The organism is Streptomyces echinoruber, assembly GCF_014651135.1.
In the GTDB taxonomy this organism is placed as follows: Bacteria; Actinomycetota; Actinomycetes; order Streptomycetales; family Streptomycetaceae; genus Streptomyces; species Streptomyces echinoruber.
Genome location: NZ_BMWH01000006.1, coordinates 177331 through 196094, shown reverse-complemented (window position 1 = coordinate 196094; position 18764 = coordinate 177331). Strand labels below are relative to the sequence as shown.

General features: G+C 76.4%; 17 protein-coding genes. 10 read left to right on the top strand and 7 right to left on the bottom strand.

From position 1 onward, the window contains the following. Window positions 1-151: 151 nt before the first annotated feature. Genes IE225_RS11330 through IE225_RS11320 form a run of 3 tightly spaced genes read left to right on the top strand, consistent with a single transcriptional unit; the run spans window position 152 to window position 2074 of the window. Window positions 152-1165 (top strand): iron-containing redox enzyme family protein, encoded by a 1014-nt coding sequence (locus IE225_RS11330; RefSeq protein ID WP_190057369.1) that lies wholly within the window; start codon window positions 152-154, stop codon window positions 1163-1165. Next, a complete protein-coding gene (locus IE225_RS11325) occupies window positions 1162-1842 on the top strand; it encodes a HemK2/MTQ2 family protein methyltransferase (RefSeq protein WP_190057291.1) in 681 nt (226 codons plus the stop codon). The genes IE225_RS11330 and IE225_RS11325 overlap by 4 nt, the downstream gene beginning before the upstream one ends. Next, a complete protein-coding gene (locus tag IE225_RS11320) occupies window positions 1823-2074 on the top strand; it encodes a CDGSH iron-sulfur domain-containing protein (protein WP_308432479.1) in 252 nt (83 codons plus the stop codon). Before IE225_RS11325 ends, IE225_RS11320 begins: the two co-directional genes overlap by 20 nt. Before the next feature lie 176 nt (window positions 2075-2250). Here IE225_RS11320 and IE225_RS11315 read toward each other — a convergent pair whose 3' ends face one another. After that, window positions 2251-2673 carry a subtilase-type protease inhibitor gene (locus tag IE225_RS11315; RefSeq protein ID WP_190057290.1) on the bottom strand — a complete coding sequence of 141 codons (423 nt, stop codon included), beginning with the start codon at window positions 2671-2673 and terminating at the stop codon, window positions 2251-2253. 356 nt (window positions 2674-3029) lie between these two features. Between IE225_RS11315 and abmR the strand changes: the two genes are divergently transcribed. Further along, a complete protein-coding gene (gene abmR, locus IE225_RS11310) occupies window positions 3030-3638 on the top strand; it encodes an ATP-binding transcription factor AbmR (RefSeq protein ID WP_229879432.1) in 609 nt (202 codons plus the stop codon). A 72-nt stretch (window positions 3639-3710) separates the two neighbouring features. Beyond that, window positions 3711-4880, top strand: a complete 1170-nt coding sequence (locus IE225_RS11305) for an alpha-hydroxy-acid oxidizing protein (protein WP_190057289.1) — start codon at window positions 3711-3713, stop codon at window positions 4878-4880. 409 nt (window positions 4881-5289) lie between these two features. On the opposite strand, the gene IE225_RS11300 is transcribed toward IE225_RS11305, so the two are convergent. The 4 genes from IE225_RS11300 to IE225_RS11285 form a co-directional block, all read right to left on the bottom strand. Then, a complete protein-coding gene (locus tag IE225_RS11300; protein WP_190057288.1) occupies window positions 5290-5670 on the bottom strand; it encodes a toxin Doc in 381 nt (126 codons plus the stop codon). A 3-nt stretch (window positions 5671-5673) separates the two neighbouring features. Continuing rightward, complete coding sequence (locus tag IE225_RS11295; RefSeq protein WP_190057287.1) at window positions 5674-5919, bottom strand: hypothetical protein; 246 nt, start codon at window positions 5917-5919, stop codon at window positions 5674-5676. Window positions 5920-6113: 194 nt separating this feature from the next. Next, complete coding sequence (locus IE225_RS11290) at window positions 6114-8366, bottom strand: glycoside hydrolase family 9 protein (protein WP_190057286.1); 2253 nt, start codon at window positions 8364-8366, stop codon at window positions 6114-6116. Window positions 8367-8489: 123 nt separating this feature from the next. Continuing rightward, window positions 8490-8852, bottom strand: a complete 363-nt coding sequence (locus IE225_RS11285) for a hypothetical protein (protein WP_190057285.1) — start codon at window positions 8850-8852, stop codon at window positions 8490-8492. A gap of 37 nt (window positions 8853-8889) precedes the next feature. On the opposite strand from IE225_RS11285, the gene IE225_RS11280 reads away from it, so the two are divergent. Then, on the top strand, window positions 8890-11265 hold the full coding sequence (locus IE225_RS11280; RefSeq protein WP_190057284.1) for a SpoIIE family protein phosphatase: 2376 nt from the start codon (window positions 8890-8892) through the stop codon (window positions 11263-11265). A 55-nt stretch (window positions 11266-11320) separates the two neighbouring features. Here IE225_RS11280 and IE225_RS11275 read toward each other — a convergent pair whose 3' ends face one another. Further along, window positions 11321-11872 (bottom strand): RNA polymerase sigma factor, encoded by a 552-nt coding sequence (locus tag IE225_RS11275; protein ID WP_190057283.1) that lies wholly within the window; start codon window positions 11870-11872, stop codon window positions 11321-11323. Between the two features lie 55 nt (window positions 11873-11927). On the opposite strand from IE225_RS11275, the gene IE225_RS11270 reads away from it, so the two are divergent. The 4 genes from IE225_RS11270 (at window position 11928) to IE225_RS11255 (ending at window position 16233) form a co-directional block, all read left to right on the top strand. Continuing rightward, a complete protein-coding gene (locus tag IE225_RS11270) occupies window positions 11928-13316 on the top strand; it encodes a serine/threonine-protein kinase (protein ID WP_190057282.1) in 1389 nt (462 codons plus the stop codon). 117 nt (window positions 13317-13433) lie between these two features. Next, window positions 13434-14165, top strand: coding sequence for a DUF4232 domain-containing protein (locus tag IE225_RS11265; RefSeq protein WP_190057281.1), 732 nt, complete (start codon window positions 13434-13436; stop codon window positions 14163-14165). A 216-nt stretch (window positions 14166-14381) separates the two neighbouring features. Then, window positions 14382-15692: an arsenic transporter gene (locus IE225_RS11260; protein WP_373303166.1), complete on the top strand. Its 1311-nt coding sequence runs from the start codon at window positions 14382-14384 to the stop codon at window positions 15690-15692. 37 nt (window positions 15693-15729) lie between these two features. Then, window positions 15730-16233: a universal stress protein gene (locus IE225_RS11255; RefSeq protein ID WP_190057279.1), complete on the top strand. Its 504-nt coding sequence runs from the start codon at window positions 15730-15732 to the stop codon at window positions 16231-16233. A 14-nt stretch (window positions 16234-16247) separates the two neighbouring features. On the opposite strand, the gene IE225_RS11250 is transcribed toward IE225_RS11255, so the two are convergent. Further along, complete coding sequence (locus IE225_RS11250; RefSeq protein ID WP_229879430.1) at window positions 16248-18368, bottom strand: RICIN domain-containing protein; 2121 nt, start codon at window positions 18366-18368, stop codon at window positions 16248-16250. Window positions 18369-18764: the final 396 nt, after the last annotated feature.

Below are 18764 nucleotides of genomic sequence, written 5' to 3'. Positions count from 1 at the left end.
TCCCGGCCGGCCGCCCCGGACGGGCGGCCCCGGACGGGCGGCCCCGGGCGGCCGGAAGAGCGCCGGTGACGACGCGCACCCCGGGTGGCGGGAAAGACGCCGCCCGGGGTACTCGCCGTCCATGGCACACGAGCACGCAGTCCTCGACCGGATGCAGCACGACCTCGCCGGGCCCCGCCTGCCGGCCGCCCGGGGCCCGCTGTCCGCGGCCGTCCTGGAGTACCTGCGGGGCGGTGCCGCGCCGCCGCCCGCGCGGGAGGCCGCCACCGCCGATCCGTACGGGGACGACCTGCAGCTGGCGCTGTACCTGTGCTACGAGCTGCACTACCGCGGCTTCGCCGGCGTCTCCCCCGGCCTGGAGTGGGACCCGGAGCTGCTGCGCGTCCGGGCCGCGCTGGAACGGCGGTTCCTCGACGCGCTGCGCGCCGACGTGCGCGTGCACGACGACGTCGAGACCGCCGTCGGAGAGCTCCTCGTCGAGCCCGTCGACGGCACCGGCGTCACCCACCACCTCGCCCGCGACGGGGAGTTGTGGCAGCTGCGCGAGTACGCGGCCCAGCGTTCCCTGTACCACCTGAAGGAGGCCGACCCGCACGCCTGGGTGCTGCCGCGGCTGCACGGCCGGGCCAAGGCGGCCATGGCGGCGGTGGAGTTCGACGAGTACGGCGGCGGCCGCGCCGACCGCGTCCACGCCCGCCTGTTCGCCGATCTCATGACGGACCTCGGCCTCGACCCGGCCTACGGCCGCTACCTGGACGCGGCCTGCGCCGAGGTGCTCGCCACGGTCAACCTGATGTCCCTCCTCGGCCTGCACCGCGCCCTGCGGGGCGCCCTGGTGGGGCACTTCGCCGCCGTCGAGATCACCTCCTCCCCCGGCTCGCGGCGGCTGGCGCGGGCGATGCGCCGCACCGGCGCCGGCCCGGCCGCGGAGTTCTTCTACGACGAGCACGTGGAGGCGGACGCCGTGCACGAGCAGGTGGTCCGCCACGAGGTCATCGGCGGGCTGCTGGCCGACGAGCCGCACCTGGCCGCCGACGTCGTCTTCGGCATCGACGCCACCGGGTACGTCGAGGACCGGTTCGCCGACCGCCTGCTGACCGCGTGGCGGGCGGGCCGCTCCTCCCTGCGCACCCCGCTGACCGGCGGGAAGGCGGGTGTCCGATGAGCGCGGTGGACATCCGGGGGGCCGTGCATCCCCTGGTGCTTCCGGGCGTGTACGCCCCTCAGGACGACACGGCCCTGCTGGCCGGCGCCTTCGCCGACGAGCCTCTGGAGCCCGGCGCGCACGTCCTCGACGTCGGCACCGGCAGCGGCGCCCTGGCGCTGACGGCGGCCCGCCGGGGCGCGCGCGTGACGGCGGTCGACCTGTCCTGGCGGGCGGTGTGCACCACCCGTGTCAACGCGTGGCGGTCCGGGCTGAGGGTGCGCGTGCTGCGCGGCAACCTCTTCGCACCCGTGCGCGGCCGGGTCTTCGACCTGGTGCTGGCCAACCCGCCGTACGTCCCCGCACCGCGCGGCGGCACCCGCCCGCGGGGCCGGGCCCGGGCCTGGGACGCGGGGCGCGACGGGCGGCTCGTCCTGGACCGGCTGTGCCGCGAGGCGCCCGCGCACCTGCGGCCGGGCGGCGCGCTGCTGGTGGTGCACTCCGCGCTCAGCGATCCCGGCCGCAGCCTGGCGGAGCTGCGCGCCGCGGGTCTGAAGGCCGCCGTGGTGCGGCGGCACTGGATCGGTCTGGGTCCGGTGCTGCGGCAGCGGCGGGAGTGGCTGCACCGGCGCGGTCTGCTGTCCGCCGGTGACGACAGGGAAGAGCTGGTGGTGATCCGTGCCGAACGAGTCTTCTGACGCCCCGCGCGACGACGTCCCGCGCGACGACGTCCCGCGCGGCGACGCCCCCGCCGGCCGCTGCCGGATCACGGTGCGGCGCCGGGGCCCGATCCTGGTCGAGGGGCCGGTGGAGGTGGAGCTGGAGGACGGCACCACGGTGACCTCCGACCGCTTCCGCGTGGCCCTGTGCACCTGCCGCCGCAGCCGCCGCTACCCGTGGTGCGACACCAGCCACCGCGAGCGGGCCTGAGGGTGCGGACCGGCGGGGGCCCGCACGGAAAAACCCGGGGGCGGCGGACGGCCCCACTCCGTCCGCCGCCCCCGGTACGAGACCGCGGGCGATCCCGCGCCCGAGGCTCGCACTCCCCACCTGCGAGTCTCGTGCACGGTCCCGGGAAGCCCGGGAAGCCGCGGTCCCGGTCCTCATCAGAACGCGAAGACGCCGGAGCCGTAGGCGTCCTTCGCGCAGGTGTTGCCGAAGGTCTGCTCGTAGGAGACGCGCCTGCCCTGCCACACCCCGGCCACGGTGACCACCACCGGGTCGTACTGCCGGGTGCACAGCACGTCGTCCCGGGGCCGCAGTGCGGCGGGGTCGCCGTCGGCGCCGCGCAGTTCGGCGCAGGCGAGGGCCGGGTCCGGGTGCGTGCCGGAAGGCGTCGGCGCGCAGGAGAGGGTGACGGCGCGTTCCGGGGTGGCGGTGGCCGCCTGCTCGCCGTGGCCCACGGTCAGCACCAGGGCCGAGGGCGCGTACAGTCCCGCCGGGGCGGCGAGGGCGGGTCCTGCGAGGGGGCCGCAGACGGCGGTGGCCGTCAGCCCCAGGGTTGCCGCCCAGCGCGCGGTGGTGCGCATCGTGTGCTTCCTTCCGCTCGGTTGCGTGTGTGCCGGATCCGTTCGTGCCGGCGTCCGGACCGGTGCCGGACGGGGCACGGTCGGTGCCGGCCCGGCGAGCGGTGAGTCTGCACGAGTCCGCCGTCGAACACACATCGAACCCGCAGATTTCAGTAACCTTGCGTATTGAATCAGTGGCGGGAAGTCACAGAGTCCGATCGCTCGAAGCCCGTAATTGAGCGGTCGATGGCCGATGAATCAAGCCGGATGGCCGAATCCCTCCGCTCGTTAATCGTCTTGAAACATTCCGCTTCCGCTCTCGGCGGACTCCTGGGCGACCCCTTGTGTTCATGGAGAGGGCGAGTAATCGTCATTACATGATTACGAATGAGCAGCAGGAGAGGCTGCGCGGCTGGTTCACCGGCCGCCTGCCCGACGACCTCTTCGAGGACCTGGTGGAGGTGGTGGCCGACCGGGAGGAGATCACCGTGATCGGCCGCATCCCCGGTCCCCGCCTCGCCGAGGGCGTCTCCGACGCCGAGCGGGACGCGGCCGTCCAGGGCCGCGTCCAGGAGTTCCGGGAACGCACCCGCGAGCAGCGGATGGCCGTCGCCCGCGAGGCCGAGCACCGCTTCGGGCGCAAGGTGTCCTGGGGGGTGGAGTGCGCGGGCCGCCGCGCCCTGTTCACGCACCTCGCGGCGCCCGTGATGACCCGGCTGCGCCAGCCGGAGCGCCAGGTCCTGGACACCCTGGTGGCGAGCGGCGTGGCCCGCAGCCGCAGCGACGCCCTGGCCTGGTGCGTGCGCCTGGTACGGCGCCACGCCGACGACTGGCTCACCGAGCTGCGCGAGTCCCTGGACCACGTGCAGCGGGTGCGGGCCCGGGGGCCCGACGCGCAGCCGGAGGACGACGACGCGAAGGACGGCGGTGCGGGGGACGACGACGCGGAGGACGGCGCGGACGGCGGTGCGGGGAACGGCGGGTGAGGACCGGGCGCCCCGCCGCACCTACCGGTCGGTATCGTCGGGAGCACTCGACGACGAGGCGGGGAGGCGCGGATGGCGCGGCACTGGGCCGACTTCCAGTACGAGATCTACCTGAACGGGCTGACGGGTGCCGTACCCCGGCTGCCGACCGACCTGACCCGCCTGGAGGCGCTGGCCGAGCAGCGCCTCGGCCCGGGCCCCGTCGGCTACGTCGCGGGCGGCGCCGGTGACGGCAGCACGGCCCGCGCCAACCGGGCGGCGCTGCGGCGGCGCCGGATCGTGCCCAGGATGCTGCGCGACGTGCACGAGCGGGACCTGTCGGTCGAGGTGCTGGGCCGCACGCTGCCGGCGCCGGTGGCGCTGGCCCCGGTCGGCGTGCTGTCGATCATGCACCCGGAGGCCGAGCCGGCGGCCGCCCGCGCCGCGGCCGCGCAGGGCGTGCCGTACGTCCTGTCGTCCGCCTCCAGCACCCCCATGGAGCAGGTCGCGGAGGCGATGGGGGACGCCGAGCGCTGGTTCCAGTTGTACTGGCCCAAGGACCGCGAGGTCGCCCGCAGCTTCCTGGGCCGCGCCGGGGCCGCCGGGTACTCCGTCCTGGTCGTCACCCTGGACACGCCGCTGCTCGCCTGGCGGCCGCGCGACCTCGACCAGGCCTATCTGCCGTTCCTGCACGGCGTGGGCACCGCCAACTACTTCTCCGACCCCGCGTTCCGCGCCGGCCTGGCCAAGCCGCCGCAGGAGGACATGAACGCGGCGGTGGCGCACTTCGTCGGCATGTTCGCCGACCCGTCGAAGACCTGGCCGGACCTGGCGTTCCTGCGGGAGAACTGGGCGGGCCCGATCGTGCTGAAGGGCATCCTACACCCGGACGACGCCCGGGCCGCCGCCGACGCCGGCATGGACGGGGTGATCGTCTCCAACCACGGCGGGCGCCAGGTCGCCGGCGCGGTCGCGGCCGCCGACGCGCTGCCCCGCGTGGCCGAGGCGGTCGGCGACCGGACGGCCGTGCTGTTCGACAGCGGTGTGCGCACCGGCGACGACGTCTTCAAGGCGCTCGCCCTGGGCGCGCGGGCGGTGCTCGTGGGGCGGCCGTACGTGTACGGGCTGGGCCTGGACGGGCAGGCGGGCGTCGAGCACGTGATCCGCTGCCTGCTGGCCGAGTTCGACCTCACCCTGGCCCTCGCCGGGCACGCCTCCCCCGCCACCGTCCGTGCCGCCGACCTCGTCGAGGACCCGGCGTGACCGCCCGCGGCGGCGTCACCCGGAAGCCCCCGCACTCGGGAATCCCCGGTGCGCAGCGCGCCGGCCGCGGTGCGGAAAAGGCGGTGGGCGTCCTGACGGGCCGTCCGGTGCGGGACGTGGCCGGCCAGGGTCCGCCGGCGCCGCGGGAACGCCGCCGCGCACGGCGCCAACCCGCGCTTTCCGCACCGGCGTTCGAGCGGTTGTGCGCCCCGTGTGAACCACGCGCACGCGCCGGCGCGTCACGCACCCTCCCGGCGCGCGCCCCGGCGTAGTGCACTGGGAACGGCCCTTCCTCGGAGGCCCGCGCAGGAACGGCGGCTCTCCTGCGCGCAGCGGCCGCCGGCCCCTTCCCCCGCCCCGGGCCGGCGGCCGACGGGGCGGTCCGCCGCCCCCGGCGGGTCAGATCTGCTCAGATCTGCCAGGAGCGCAGCCGGTCGGCGGCGCCGTAGACGTCGGTCTTGCCGGACATCAGGTCGCGGGCGAGGTCGACGAGGGCCCCGTAGGGCGGATCGATGCCGACACCGCTGACGAACATGTACGCCACGGCCGTCGCGCAGGCGAAGCGGGCGTTGGCGGAGGGCAGGGGCCGCAGCACGGCGAGGGTGTGCAGCAGGGCGGCGGCCCGCCAGGCCGGGTCGGAGTCCACACCCAGGCGGGGCGGGTCGACACGGTGGCGGGCGACGGCGGCCACCAGCGCGGAGAAGTCGTTGACGGTGGGCTGGTCCGGCAGCACCTCCTCGTGGCGCTGCAGCAGCCAGGGCACGTCGATGTGGATGACGGGATGGGTCATCGCTCAGGCGGCCCGTCCCTCGCCCCCGGTGGGCGGTTCGTCGTCGGGGAAGGCCGCGGCGAACTCGTCCGCGTGGGTGGCGAAGAACCGGCGGAAGGCCTCGGCGCCCTCCTGCAGGGCCCGGTGGCGGGCTATGTCGGCGGCGGCGGCCTCCCGCACGAGCGCCTTCATGGACGTACCGCGCTCCTTGGCGATCTGCCGCAGGTCCTCTAGCTCGCGGTCGCTGAACTCCACGTTGAGAGCTGGCATGCCCCCCACGGTACCGCTCGGGTACTTGCGCGTAAATAGCCGCAGGTCACAGGGCAGGAGCTCCGGTACCGCGGGTCCGCGCGCCCGGGCCCCGCCGGGCACCGGGCACCGGGCGCGCGGACCGTACCGGCCGGCGGCCGGAGCGGTGCGGCACGAGGGGCGCCGTCCGCTCCGGCCGCCGGCGCGCGCCGGGGTCAGTCCCGGCCCTGGTCGGCGGCGAAGGACGCCATGCGGGCGAGTGCCGCGTTCCAGTTGATCGCGGTCTCGTTCGTCGACCAGGACTGGATGTCGTCGATGTAGCAGAACTGGCCGACGCAGCCCTGGAGTCTGCTCTGCGCGTAGGGGTCCTGGATGCCGGAGTTGGGTCCTCCGGCGAGCGTCCCCTTCGGCGGGTCGGGCAGGTTCGGGTCGAGTTCACGGGCGTACCAGCGGCTGTGCTGGTGGTGCGAGCTGACCTCGCCGTACCCGGTGACGTAGGAGATGTTGAGCGCGTTGCGGCCCAGGACGTAGTCCATGCTCTGCAGCGCGCCGTCGCGGTACCGGGCCGCGCCGGCGAGGTCGTAGGCGGTGGCCAGGACGACGGCGTTGTTGAGGATCTGGTGGTTGGAGCCCCAGTCGTAGAGGGTGTCTTCGGGCGCGTACGGCATGCCGTACGGCTGCGAGTCCAGCGCGGCGAGGTGCTTGTCGGCGCCCTCGACCACCGACCGGCGCACCGCGTCCCGGCCGGGCAGGCGGCTGGGGACGAGGGCGAGGTCGAGCCGTCCCGCGACGGCCGTGTGTCCCCAGTCGAAGCCGCGGCTGCCGAAGATGTCGGCGGTGTGCAGCGGGGAGCCGAGGACGAAGTCGGCGAACTGCTTCTCGCCGGTGGTCAGATACAGCTCGGCGGCCGCCCAGTAGAACTCGTCGGTGGCGTCGTCGTCGGGGTAGGCGCCGCCGCCGACGCCGTCGTCGGGGTCGGCGTACACCGCGGGGTGGGCGCGGGCCGCGGTCCACGCCTTGCGCGCGGCGGTGAGCGCCCGGTCGGCGAACGCCCGGTCGTAGGGCCGGTACAGGCGGGCGGCCTGCGCGGCGGTGGCGGCCAGGTTGAGCGTGGCCTGCGTGGTGGGCGGGTGCAGTTCGCGCGGCTGCGGGTCGTCGCCGGGCAGCAGCGGCAGGCCGGTCCACTGGGCGTCGTGGATCTTGTGGTGGGCCATGCCGGCGAGCGGTTGGCCGTCCGGCACCTGCATCCTCAGCAGGAACTCCAGTTCCCAGCGGGCCTCGTCGAGGACGTCGGGGACCTTGTTGCCGCTCTCCGGGATCGCCAGGGTGCCGTCGCCGAGCCTGCCCGGCTTCCCGGTGCGGGCCAGCAGGGCGCGCTCGTAGGTGCTCAGCAGCTCCCAGGTGGCGATGCCGCCGTTGACGACGTACTTGCCGTGGTCGCCGGCGTCGTACCAGCCGCCGGTGACGTCCAGGGTGTAGGCGCAGCCGCCGGGTTGGCAGGGCACGTGCCCGTCGCCCCGGTTGGGCGCGACGTCGACGTGGCCGGCGGGGCGGCCGTAGCCGGGCCGCAGGTCGTCGCGGATCGCGATGCCGCTGCGCTGCGTGTAGTAGTACTTCAGCGAGTCCAGGCGCAGGTGCTCGTAGGCGGCGGTGCCGATGTCGAAGGGCCGGCTGGTCTCGCCGTCCGCGACCAGGGTGAAGCCGGTGCCGCGGCCGCGGTAGGCGCCGAAGTCGACGGAGTGCACGTTCTGCCCGGAGGAGGCGTCGGTGCCGCGCGGGGTGGTCCAGCCGTGCGCGACCGTGGTGCCGGAGGCGTTCTTCAACTGCCAGGGCAGCTTCCGCGTCGCCTCGGTGACGAGGGTGGCGTTCTTCGGGCCGTGGGGCAGGTAGGCGACCTGGTTGACGCGGACCCGCGGACCGGTGTCGGGCTCGTACTTCTCCGGCGGCACCCCGCCCAGCAGCGACACGTCGTCCAGGCAGAACCGCCAGGTCTGCGCGGCGCCGCCCACCTGGAAGGCGACCTGGGCCCGGTCGGTGTCGACCGGCGAGGTGAAGGTGGAGGAGTAGGTGTTCCCCGACACGCCGAGCTGGGGGCTCACCTCGTACCAGGTGTCGTACGGCTCCACCGCCAGCCCCACGACCGCCCGCACCACGTGTCCCTCGGGCGCGCCGGAGGCGGAGAAGGAGAAGCGGTACGACTCGCCCTTGGCGAGGGCGATGTCGTTCTGGCCGACGGCGGCGTCCCAGCGGTTGGCGGTGCCGCCGGGGACGTCGGCGCACAGCCTGCCGTCGGACAGGCCGGCGGTGAGGTTGCCGGTCGTCCACCAGGGGGCGCTGGTGCCGTCGAAGCCGCCGTTCTTCACCTGCTCCACCTCGTCGGCGCCGGCCGGGGCGGCGGGCAGGGCGGTCAGGGCGGCCGCGAGCAGGGCCGTCGCGCACAGCAGTGTGGTTCTGCGTCGTCGTTTCACGTCCGGGTCTCCTCGCGAGGGGGAGGTGCGGGTGGCGCCCCGACGGTATGGGAGCGCTCCCAAAAGTAGGTGCGGGCCATGCTGGTTGCCGACATGACGCCCCGTCAATGGCACGGACACGACTCAGGACACGACCGGGTGAGCACTCGTCAGATTCAGCCGGATCCGGGAGCCGCGCACCGCGTCGAAGGTGATCACCGTCGGCGTGCCGGAGGTGCCGGCCCGGTCCGCCCTGGCGCCCTCCACCGGCACGTACCGTTCGCCGTCCTCCACGGGCACCGCGGCGGACGCGGGCAGGCAGCGGGCGGCGCCGACGGTGCGGGAGACCGCGACCCGGTCGACGGTGAAGGAGACCGCACCCCGGTCGAAGGCGCGCGCCCGGTCCCGGCGGCCGCGGCGCGCACGAGCCGGGGTCGCGGCGCACGTGACCAGGGGGGTGCGGTTCGCGCCGGACGGCGACGCACTAGGCTGGAATCCACGTGACACGCTTGTCACGGACAGTGGGCGCGATGGAGTGGCGACGATGAGCCCGGACAACCCGTTCGACGATCCCGCCGCGGCCCGGGCCGTCATCGACGCCTCCGGCACCGTGGCCGGGTGGAACGAGGGCGCGCGCCACCTGCTGGGCTACTCCCCCGCCGAGATCGTCGGCCGCCCGGCCGCCGGGCTCCTGGCCGCCGGGACCGCCGTGTCCGCCCCGCCCGACGGGGAACGCTGGAGCGGCCCCCTCACGCTGCGTCACCGCGACGGGCGCGCCGTACCGGTGTGGCTGCTCGCGCACCGCATGGGCGGGGACGGCGCCTGGCTCGCCGTCTGCCCGCTGCCCGACGCCCCCGGCGGCCGGCCCGACGACCCGCTGACGGGGGCCGCCCTGTCCCAGTCCCCGTGCGCCACCGTCGTCTTCGACGAGCGGCTGCGCATCCACGGCGTGAACGAGGCGATGGCCGCCCTCATCGGCCTGCCCGCCGACCGGCTGCGCGGCCTGCGCGCCATCGACATCGGCGACCGGCCGCAGAACGCCGAGTTCGAACGGTACCTGCGCGAGGTCCTGGCCTCCGGGCGGGCCCGCGAGATGCAGACGTACCTCAAGGCCACCGGGGAGCACCGGGCGCACGCCTGGCTGGCCCGGATGGCGCCGGTCACCGACGCGCAGAACCGGGTGCGCGGGGTGTGCGTCACCGTCCACGACTTCTCCTCCCAGTACCTCGCCCGGGAGCGGCTGCAGCTGCTCAACGAGGCGAGCGTGAGCATCGGCACCACCCTCGACGTGACCCGGACCGCGCAGGAGCTGGCCACGGTGTGCGTGCCCGCGCTCGCCGACTTCGTCGGCGTCGACCTGCTCGACCCCGGGCAGTACGGCGGGGAGCCCCCGAGCCGGCCGGCCCCGCCGGTCGTACTGCGGCGGACCGCGTACCGCTCGGTGGGCCCGGACGGCCCCGAGGCGGCGACCGGGACGGGCACGGCGGAGGAGTACGCGGCGTCCTCGCCGCAGGCCGCCGCGCTGCTGGCGGGCCGGGCGGTCGTGGTCCCGGCGCCGCCGGCCGGCCCGGAGCGGTGGCCGTCCCGGGACGAGCGGCGCCACGGCGGGCCCGGGGAGCGCGACGTCCACTCCACGATGGCCGTGCCGCTGCAGGCCCGCGGCATCACCCTGGGGGTCGCCGTCTTCACCCGCTTCCGCCGCCCCGACCCGTTCACCGAGGACGACGTGCTGCTGGCCGAGGAGGTCACCGCCCGGGCCGCCGTCTGCATCGACAACGCCCGCCGCTTCTCCCGCGAACGCGAGACCGCGCTCGCCCTGCAGCGCAGCCTGCTGCCGCGCAGCCTGCCGCGCACGGCCGCGGTCGAGGCGGCCTCCCGGTACCTGCCCGCCGCCCGGGCCGGGCTGGGCGGCGACTGGTTCGACGTGATCCCGCTGTCCGGCATGCGGGTCGCCATGGTCGTCGGCGATGTCGTCGGGTACGGCGTGCAGGCCTCGGCCACCATGGGGCGGCTGCGCACCGCCGTGCGCACCCTCGCCGACATCGACCTGCCCCCGGACGAGCTGCTCACCCACCTCGACGACCTGGTGACCCGGCTGTCCGCGGAGTCCGGCGAGGAGGGCCGCCCCGGGGAGGTCGGGGCCAGCTGCCTGTACGCGGTCTACGACCCGGTCTCGCGGCGCTGCGCCCTCGCCCGGGCCGGCCACCCCTCTCCGGTGATGCTGCCGCCGGGCGGCCCGCCCCGGCCGGTGCCGTTGCCCTCCGGACCGCCGCTGGGCACGGGCGGGCTCCCGTTCGAGTCGGCCGAGCTGGACCTGCCCGAGGGCACGGTGCTCTCCTTCTACACCGACGGGCTGATCGAGAGTCACGGCCGGGACGCGGAGACCGGGCACCGGCTGCTGTGCGAGGCGCTCGCGGGGTACGAGCACGCGGCGGGCTCCCTGGAGGAGACCTGCGACCGGGTGCTGCGCACGCTGCTGCCGCCGGGCGGCGCCCCGGACGACGTGGCGCTGCTGCTGGCCCGCACCCGCGGCCTGCCCGCCGACCAGGTGGCGACCTGGGACATCCCCGCCGACCCGGCGCTGGTCGCCCCGATCCGCAAGCAGGTCGTCGACCAGCTCGACGCCTGGCGGCTGACCGAGGCGGCGTTCACCACGGAACTGGTGGTCAGCGAGCTGGTCACCAACGCCATCCGCTACGGCGCCCCGCCCATCCGGCTGCGCCTCATCCACGACGCGGCCACCCTGATCTGCGAGGTGTCCGACGCCGGCCCCACCGCGCCCCACCTGCGCCGCGCCCGCACGTGGGACGAGGGCGGGCGGGGGCTGCTGCTGGTCGCCCAGCTCACCCACCGCTGGGGCAGCCGGCACACCGCCGAGGGCAAGACGATCTGGGCGGAGCTGGGGCTGCCGGAGGAGTGAGCCCCCGGGGCGGGGCCGCGCACCGGCCGGGCCGGCGCGCGGCCCGGCGGCTGGCTCACTCCGCGCCCCCGAGGTAGGGCCGCACCCGCCGGCGGGCCTCGTGCAGCCGGGACTTCAGGGTGCCCAGGGGGAGGTCGAGGCGTTCGGCGGCCTCGGCGTACTCCAGTTGACAGATGTCCCGGTAGACGAGCGGCGCGACGAGGTGCGGGTGGTCGCGCTCCAGCCGCTCCAGCGCCTCCAGCAGGTCGACGCGGGAGCCGGCGATGACGCTGGTGGTGCGCGGGTCGACGTGCGCGGCCGGCTCGATCGCGGCCGGCTGCTCGGCGGCGCGCCGCTTCAGCTCGCGGTACTTCTGCCGGCAGCAGTTGGCGACGACGGTGTGCAGCCAGGTGGAGAAGCGGCTGCGGCCCTCGAACGTGGAGATCCGCCGGGCGACCTGCAGCAGCACGTCCTGCGCCGCCTCCTCGGCGTCCTGCCGGCACGGCAGGAACCGCCCGCAGCGGCGCACCGTCTCCGGGCCGAGCGCGCGCAGCAGCGCCTCCAGCGCCGCCGTCTCGCCCGCGGCCGCGCGCCGCGCGAGGTCCTCGGTCAGCGCCTCGTCGTGCACGGCCCGCTCCCCTCACCGCCGGTCGCCGGTGATCTCCCCTGGGCATGATAAGAGCATGCACCCGCTCGAGCGGATCGGCCGGTACCGCCTCCAACGGCCTTTGGGCACCGGCGCCTTCGCCGTCGTCTGGCTCGCCCGCGACGAGGTGCTGGACGCCCCGGTGGCCGTGAAGGTCCTCGCCGAGAACTGGGCGCACCGCCTGGACGTGCGCGAGCGGTTCCTCACCGAGGCGCGGCTGCTGCGCAAGGCCGCCTCCGACCGGGTGGTGCAGGTCCACGACATCGGTGAACTCCCCGACGGCAGGCCCTACTTCGTGATGGAGTACGCCGACGGCGGCACCCTCGCCGACCTGGCCGCCGCGGGCCCGCTGCCGGTGCCGGAGGCGCTGCGGCTCACCGCGGAGGCCGCCCGCGGCGCGGCCGCGCTGCACGAGGCCGGCATCGTGCACCGGGACATCAAGCCGAGCAACGTGCTGCTGGCCGCCGCGCCGGACGGCTCGCGGCGGGTGCTCCTCGCCGACCTCGGCCTGGCCAAGAGCCTCGCGCAGGCGTCCGGGCTCACCCAGGCCGCCGGCTCGGCCGGCTACCGCCCGCCCGAACAGGCCGAGCCGGGCACGGGCATCGACGCGCGCGCCGACGTCTACGGCCTGGGCGCGCTCGGCTACCGGCTCGTCACCGGCACCACCCCGGCCGCGCCCGGCCGGGTGGTCCGCCCGGACCGGCTGCGCCCGGGCCTCCACCCGGGGGTGCGGCGGGCGCTGCTGCGGGCGCTGGCGGTGGACCGGCGGCGGCGCTGGCCCTCGGCGGCGGCGTTCGCCGCGGAGCTGGAGCGGCTGGCGCCGCGGGCCGGTGCCGCCCGGCCGCGCGGGCGGCACCGGCTGCTCGCCGGCGCCGCCGCCGTCCTCGTCGCGGCCGGCGCCGCGGGAACGGTGGTGGCCCTGGCGGAGCGGCCCGCCGGGGGCGGCCGTGAGGTGCGCGTCGCGGACACCACCGGCCGGGTCACCGCCACGGTCCCCGCCGGCTGGGGGCGGGGGCTGCGCGGCGGCGGCTGGGACCCGCGGGTGCTGGGCCTGCCCGCCGGGCACGAGCCGGGGCTCGTCGTCGCCGACGACCCCGACCGCTGGACGGACCTGGGCGCGGCCGTCGACGGCGTCTTCGTCGGCGCCTTCACCGACGCCGGCGGGCACGGCGACCTCGCCGCCGCGGTGGCCGCCGTCACCCATCCCGGCTGCCGCTACACCGGCTCCCGCGCCTGGAGCGGCGGCCCCTGGCGGGGCCGGGTGCGCACCTGGCGCGACTGCGCACGCCCCGGCGACGTGGTCACCGAGGCCGCGCTCACCCCGGCCAGCGGCGCCCGGCGGCCCCAGGTCTACGTGCAGGTGCGCCGGCACGACGGCGCCCCGGCCGCCGACGCCGTCCTGCGCTCCGTGCGGATCCGGCGGTGAACCGGGACGGCGGGAAGGGCACGCAGACGACCGAACCGAGCGGTCCGCGAACTTTTCGGGCGGTGCGCGCATCGGAACCCGTGAAGAGACACGACGTCCCTCAGGAGGCCGGAGACCATGACCCCCTTCCGCACGTTCCGGCCCGCGCATGCCGCCGCCCTCCTCGCGGGCGCGGCGGCGCTGGGCCTGCTGACGGGCTGCGGCGACGGCGGCGCCACGGCGGGCGGGCCGCAGACCCTGTCCGGCACGGCCGCCCCCGCGACCGGCAGCGCCGGCACCGCCCCCGCCACGTCCGCCACGTCTGCCCCGGGCCGCCCGGCGGACTCCGCGCCGGGCACGCCCTCCGCCCGTACCGGCACCCCCGCCGGCCGGGGGCCCGCCGCGGGCACACCCTCCGCCTCCGCGGGCGGCGGGCGGGCCGCGGCCGGCGGCACCCGCTGCCACACCTCGGAGCTGCGCGCCTCGGTGGGCCGCAACGACCCGGGCGCCGGGCAGGAGAACTTCCCGGTCGTCCTCACCAACGTCTCGGGCCGCACCTGCACGGTGTACGGCTATCCCGGCGCCGCCTTCGTGGACGCCGCCGGCCGCCGGCTCGGCCCGGACCCGGTGCGCTCCCCCGCCCGTCCCACGCGGGTGACGCTGCCGCCGGGCCGCAGCGCCTGGGCGGGCCTGTCCTTCTCCAACCCGCAGATCAGCGGCGCCCGCACCGCCGTGCCGGCCGCGCTGGTCGTCACGCCGCCCGACGAGCGGGACCCGCTGAAGGTGGTGTGGAAGGGCGGCGAGGTACCGGTGGGCGGCAACGCGTCGTCGGTGCGGCTGACGCCGTTCAGCCCCGGCACGGGTCCCTGAGCGGGGCCGGGCCCGGGGCCGAAGCCGGGGCCGGGTCCGGCCCGGGGGCAGCTCCGGGGGTGGGTCCGGGGCCGGGTCCGGGCCGGGTCCGGGCCGGGGGCGGCCCCGGGGTGGGTCCAGGGGCGGGTCCGGTACCGGCCGAATTCCTCCGGCGGCGGTCGCGCGGGCATGCCCGTGGTCCCCCCCGCACCGCCCCGTTCTCCCGTGGGGTTTCATGTGGGGCATCACCGATCACGTCCGATCGACCCTGTTGATCCCGTCGCGGAGGACCGAGCCCTGAACACCCCGCTCGCCGAGGCCCTGTCCGTCGTCCTGCTCGTCGCCGTCCTGGCCGGCGCCGTCGTGCGGCCCTTCGGCCTGCCGGAGGCGGTGACGGCCGTACCGGCCGCCGGGATCGCCGTGGCGACCGGGGCGATCTCCCTGGACCACGCCCGGGCGGAGGCGGAGCGGCTCGGGCCGGTGGTGGGGTTCCTGGCCGCGGTGCTGGTGATGGCGCACTTCTGCGACGTGGAGGGGCTGTTCCGGGCGTGCGGGGCGTGGATGGCCCGCTGGGCGGCGGGCCGGCCCCGGCGGCTGCTGACCGCGGTGTTCGCGCTCGCCTCGGTGATCACCGCCGTGCTCAGCCTGGACGCCACGGTCGTGCTGCTGACCCCGGTCGTGTTCGCCACCGCCGCGCGCATGGGCGCCCGGCCCAAGCCGCACGTGTACGCCTGCACCCACCTGTCGAACACGGCCTCGCTGCTGCTGCCGGTGTCCAACCTGACCAACCTGCTGGCGTTCGCGGCGAGCGGACTGAGCTTCACCCGGTTCGTGGCCCTGATGGCGCTGCCGTGGCTGGCGGCGATCGGCGTCGAGTACGTCGTTCTCCGGCGTTTCTTCGCCCGCGACCTGGCGGCGGCCGCCCCGCCGCCGAACCCGGCCGAGGCACCGCGTCTGCCGCTGTTCGCACTGGTCACCGTGGTGTGCACGCTGGCGGGCTTCGTGGTGGCCTCCGCGCTCGGCGTCGAACCGGCGTGGGCGGCGCTGGCCGGGGCGCTGACGCTCGCCGGACGCGCCCTGATCTGCAGGCGGGCCACCGTGCGGACGGTGGTGAAAGCCGCGGCGCCGGCCTTCCTGGCCTTCGTGCTCTCCCTCGGCGTCGTGGTGCGGGCGGTGGTCGACAACGGTCTCGGCTCCGCCCTCCGGCACGTCCTGCCCGACGGCACGGGGCTGCCGGCGCTGCTCGCCCTCGCGGCGCTCGCCGCGGTCCTGGCCAACCTCATCAACAACCTGCCCGCGGTGCTCGTCCTGCTGCCGCCGGCCGCCTCCTCCGGCGTCGGCGCGGTGCTGGCCGTGCTCCTCGGCGTCAACATCGGCCCGAACCTGACGTACGCCGGCTCGCTGGCGACCCTGCTGTGGCGGCGTATCCTGCACCGGCACGGACACGGCGTGGACCTGAGGGAGTTCACCGCGCTGGGGCTGCTGGTCGTGCCGGGTGCGCTCGCGGCGGCCGTGGTGGCACTGTGGGGGGCGCTGCGGGTGCTGTGACCGGCGTGGACCGGCTGACGCGAGGAGGCCCGACCGGATGCGTGTGATCGCCTGGCTCGTCGAGGGCACCTGGCCCGCCTGCGTGGACGCGGTGCGCGCCCACGCGCCCGAGGACGCCGAGGTGACGCTGCTGCACGTGACCGGCGAGGACGCGCCCGCGCTGGCGCAGGGGGCACTGGCCGGGCTGCTCGGCCGGGCGGCGCGGCCCGTGCGCGATCCCGGCGAACGGGTGGCGGAGCTGAGCGGCGCGTCCGCGCGGGAACTGCTGGACGCGGCGGCCGCCCGGCTGGGGCGGGCGTGCGTCCGGCAGGAGCGCACCGGGCGCGCCGAGCGGGAGGTGGTGACCGCCGCCGAGGGCGCCGGCCTGCTGGTGCTGGCCCGCGACGGCGAGCGCCGTCGGCTGGGCCCGCACAGTCTGGGCCCGGCCGCCCGGTTCGTCGTCGACCACGCGCCCTGCCCGGTGCTGCTGGTGTGGCCCGAGGAGGCACCCGGTCTGGGGACCCTGCCGCCCTCCCCGCCGCCTCCGCCGCACCGCCGCTGAGCGGTGCGCTCCCCTCAGCGGCGGCCGTATCCGTAGCCGCCATACCCGTAGCCGCCATAGCCGTAGCCGCCATAGCCGCCATATCCGTAGCCGCCCTCCCGGTAGCCGCCGCCCGGCCCGTGGGGTCCGTAGCCGCCGCCCCAGGAGCAGGCGTACGGATCGGCGTACGAGCAGGACGCGCCGGAGGAGGCCGAGGCGGTGGGCGCCGGCCGGGTGGTGGCCGGGGCGGCCGACGGTTTCCGGGTGCGGGCGGCCGGTGTGGACGCCGGGGGCCGGGGCGTGGGCGTGGTCCGGGGCGCCGGGGTGGCCGTCGGCTCGCCGTCCCAGTCGACCGCCGCCATCTGCAGGTCGGGCTCGGAGGTGTCGATCATCCAGCGCTGGACGGGGTCGTCGGTGCGGTTCTTCAGCACCAGGGTGCCGGAGCCGTCGGTGGCGGCGGGGGTCAGGGCCAGGTCCTGGTTCCAGCGCGGGACGAGCAGGCCCTGCAGGGTGAAGTCGTAGCGCACGTTCTTCCCGTCGCTGCGGGAGGCGCCGGGGCACGGGGCCAGGCGGACCGAGTAGCCGAGGTGCGAGTCCAGGCACAGGCGGGGGGCGGTGACGTCGTGCAGCAGCCCGTCGGGCTCGTACACCCACTGCCGGGTGCGGCCGGAGGAACAGGAGGTGAGTTCGGCCTCGGCCCCTTCGACGGCCCTGCCGCCCTCCAGGCCGACGCACAGGCCGGAGGCGACGTTGTGGAGCCGGCCGTGCAGGGTCCCCTGGGACGTGTCCGACGACCCGGCGTACGAGGGGGCGGGGCTCGCCGGGCCGGAGGAGGCGCCGGCCCCGGCCGGCTCGGGCCCGGCGCCGTCGGAGGAGCCGAGCGCCGACCACAGGACGAGGGGCAGGACGACCAGCCCGCTCGCGGCGGCGACGGTCACCGCGAGGTGGCGGCGCCGGGCGGCGCGCCGGGCCCGTCGGCCCGCGCGGCGCGGGAGACCGGAGAGGTCCCCGGCGCCGCGCGGGGTGGCGGGCGGCGCCGGGTGCGTCTCGGGCGGGAGGGGACGGCGGACGTCACCGGCCGGACCGGCCTCCCGGGCGGCGGGGCCGTACGGCGTGCCGGCGGAACCGTGGGGCGGCGCGGCGGCAGGGCCGTACGGCGGCTCGGCCGGCTCGGTGAACGACTCGCCGCCGACCGGGGCGTGCGGCTCGGGCGCCGGGGACGCGGCGGGGAACCCCGGTGCCGTGCCGCCGGCGTACAGGGCCTCGGTGGCGGTCTGCGGGGAGACCGGCCCCTGCTCGGGCGCGGCGGGTTCGGCGCGGGCCCGGAGGTACTCCCCCGCCGCCCAGCCGAGCACGCCCTCGGCGAGCACGGTGCCGAGCGAGCCGACGAAGTGGGCCAGTTGGTCGGCGGTGTCGCGGCAGTGGGCGCAGTCGGCCAGGTGCTGACGCAGGTCGGGGTCGATCCCGACGCCGGGGCGCCGGTAGGTGACGTCGAGCAGCCGGGCGTAGCGGGCGCAGTCCGCGCGGGGGGCCAGTTCGCGGTGCACCTGCAGGCACTCCTCGCGCAGCCGTTCGCGGGCCCGCCGCAGGGGCAGGTGGGCGCCGTCCTCGTCGAGGCCGAGCAGGCCGGCGGGTATCGCGAGCGGTTCGGCCTCGACCTCGGTGTGCCACAGCAGGGCACGGGCGGGCTGGGGCAGGCGCGGGAAGGCCTGGGTGACGACGCGGCGCCCGGGCGGGGGCAGGAGCCGGGCGGCCACCTGCTCGGCGTCCTCCCCGGGGACGCGCAGCCGCGGGTGGAGCATCTCGCGGCGGTGGTCCCCGGCCCACTCGGCCGCGATCCGGCGGACGGCGAGCAGCAGGTGCGGGCGCCAGGAGGAGGTGGGTCCGGCCTGGCGCAGGACCTCGCCGAAGAGCCGGGTGAAGGCGGCGGTGGTGAGGATGCCGGCCGCGCTGGGGCCGTCGGTGCACAGCCGGGCGTAGGTGAAGGCCGCTTCCCAGTGCCGGTCGAGGAGTTCGCCGACGGGCCGCGGGGCGGGGGTCGCCCCGGTCCACTTCCTCAGTTCGGCGCTCAACTGCTCGTCGGTCACCTCGAACCGGTGGCCGGACGCGCCGGAGGAACCGGTTTCGGGGGAATTCGACAGGCCTGCGTCGTGCACGGCTGCATTCCTCTCAGGGCACCGCGAAATTAGTCCGTACCAGGGTTTCGGCATCCCGAACACTCATCCGCGTCGGCTCTCGTGAAGCGCGCGGGGCGGACGGGAAAGGCCTTGTGCGTGCGGCGCAACGGCCGTGGCCCGCACTTGAACGGTGCTCACCTTTGCACAGGCCGGCGAGCGGAAACAAGAGATCCGGCGGTTTCGCGCATTTCCCGCACGAAGCCCGCCTTTGACATTCTGTCAATTCCGCGGGGCTTTCTCGGAGCCCTCGGGGAAAAGTCCCGGTCCGGGCCGTCCGGCGGGCACCGGGGGCGGCCCGCGACAACCCTGGAACACCCGGCGGAAAAGGGAACGGATTGGCGAATCCGGCTGCTGGAGGGAGCGCGGGTGCCGGTC

Bases quoted from the DNA above. Each gene is read 5' to 3' on its own strand.
- IE225_RS11280 (WP_190057284.1), top strand. From the start codon at position 8,890: ATGAGCCCGGACAACCCGTTCGACGATCCCGCCGCGGCCCGGGCCGTC.
- IE225_RS11295 (WP_190057287.1), bottom strand. From the start codon at position 5,919: ATGCCAGCTCTCAACGTGGAGTTCAGCGACCGCGAGCTAGAGGACCTG.
- IE225_RS11255 (WP_190057279.1), top strand. From the start codon at position 15,730: ATGCGTGTGATCGCCTGGCTCGTCGAGGGCACCTGGCCCGCCTGCGTG.
- IE225_RS11265 (WP_190057281.1), top strand. From the start codon at position 13,434: ATGACCCCCTTCCGCACGTTCCGGCCCGCGCATGCCGCCGCCCTCCTC.
- IE225_RS11270 (WP_190057282.1), top strand. From the start codon at position 11,928: ATGCACCCGCTCGAGCGGATCGGCCGGTACCGCCTCCAACGGCCTTTG.
- abmR (WP_229879432.1), top strand. From the start codon at position 3,030: ATGATTACGAATGAGCAGCAGGAGAGGCTGCGCGGCTGGTTCACCGGC.
- IE225_RS11300 (WP_190057288.1), bottom strand. From the start codon at position 5,670: ATGACCCATCCCGTCATCCACATCGACGTGCCCTGGCTGCTGCAGCGC.
- IE225_RS11325 (WP_190057291.1), top strand. From the start codon at position 1,162: ATGAGCGCGGTGGACATCCGGGGGGCCGTGCATCCCCTGGTGCTTCCG.
- IE225_RS11315 (WP_190057290.1), bottom strand. From the start codon at position 2,673: ATGCGCACCACCGCGCGCTGGGCGGCAACCCTGGGGCTGACGGCCACC.
- IE225_RS11330 (WP_190057369.1), top strand. From the start codon at position 152: ATGCAGCACGACCTCGCCGGGCCCCGCCTGCCGGCCGCCCGGGGCCCG.
- IE225_RS11305 (WP_190057289.1), top strand. From the start codon at position 3,711: ATGGCGCGGCACTGGGCCGACTTCCAGTACGAGATCTACCTGAACGGG.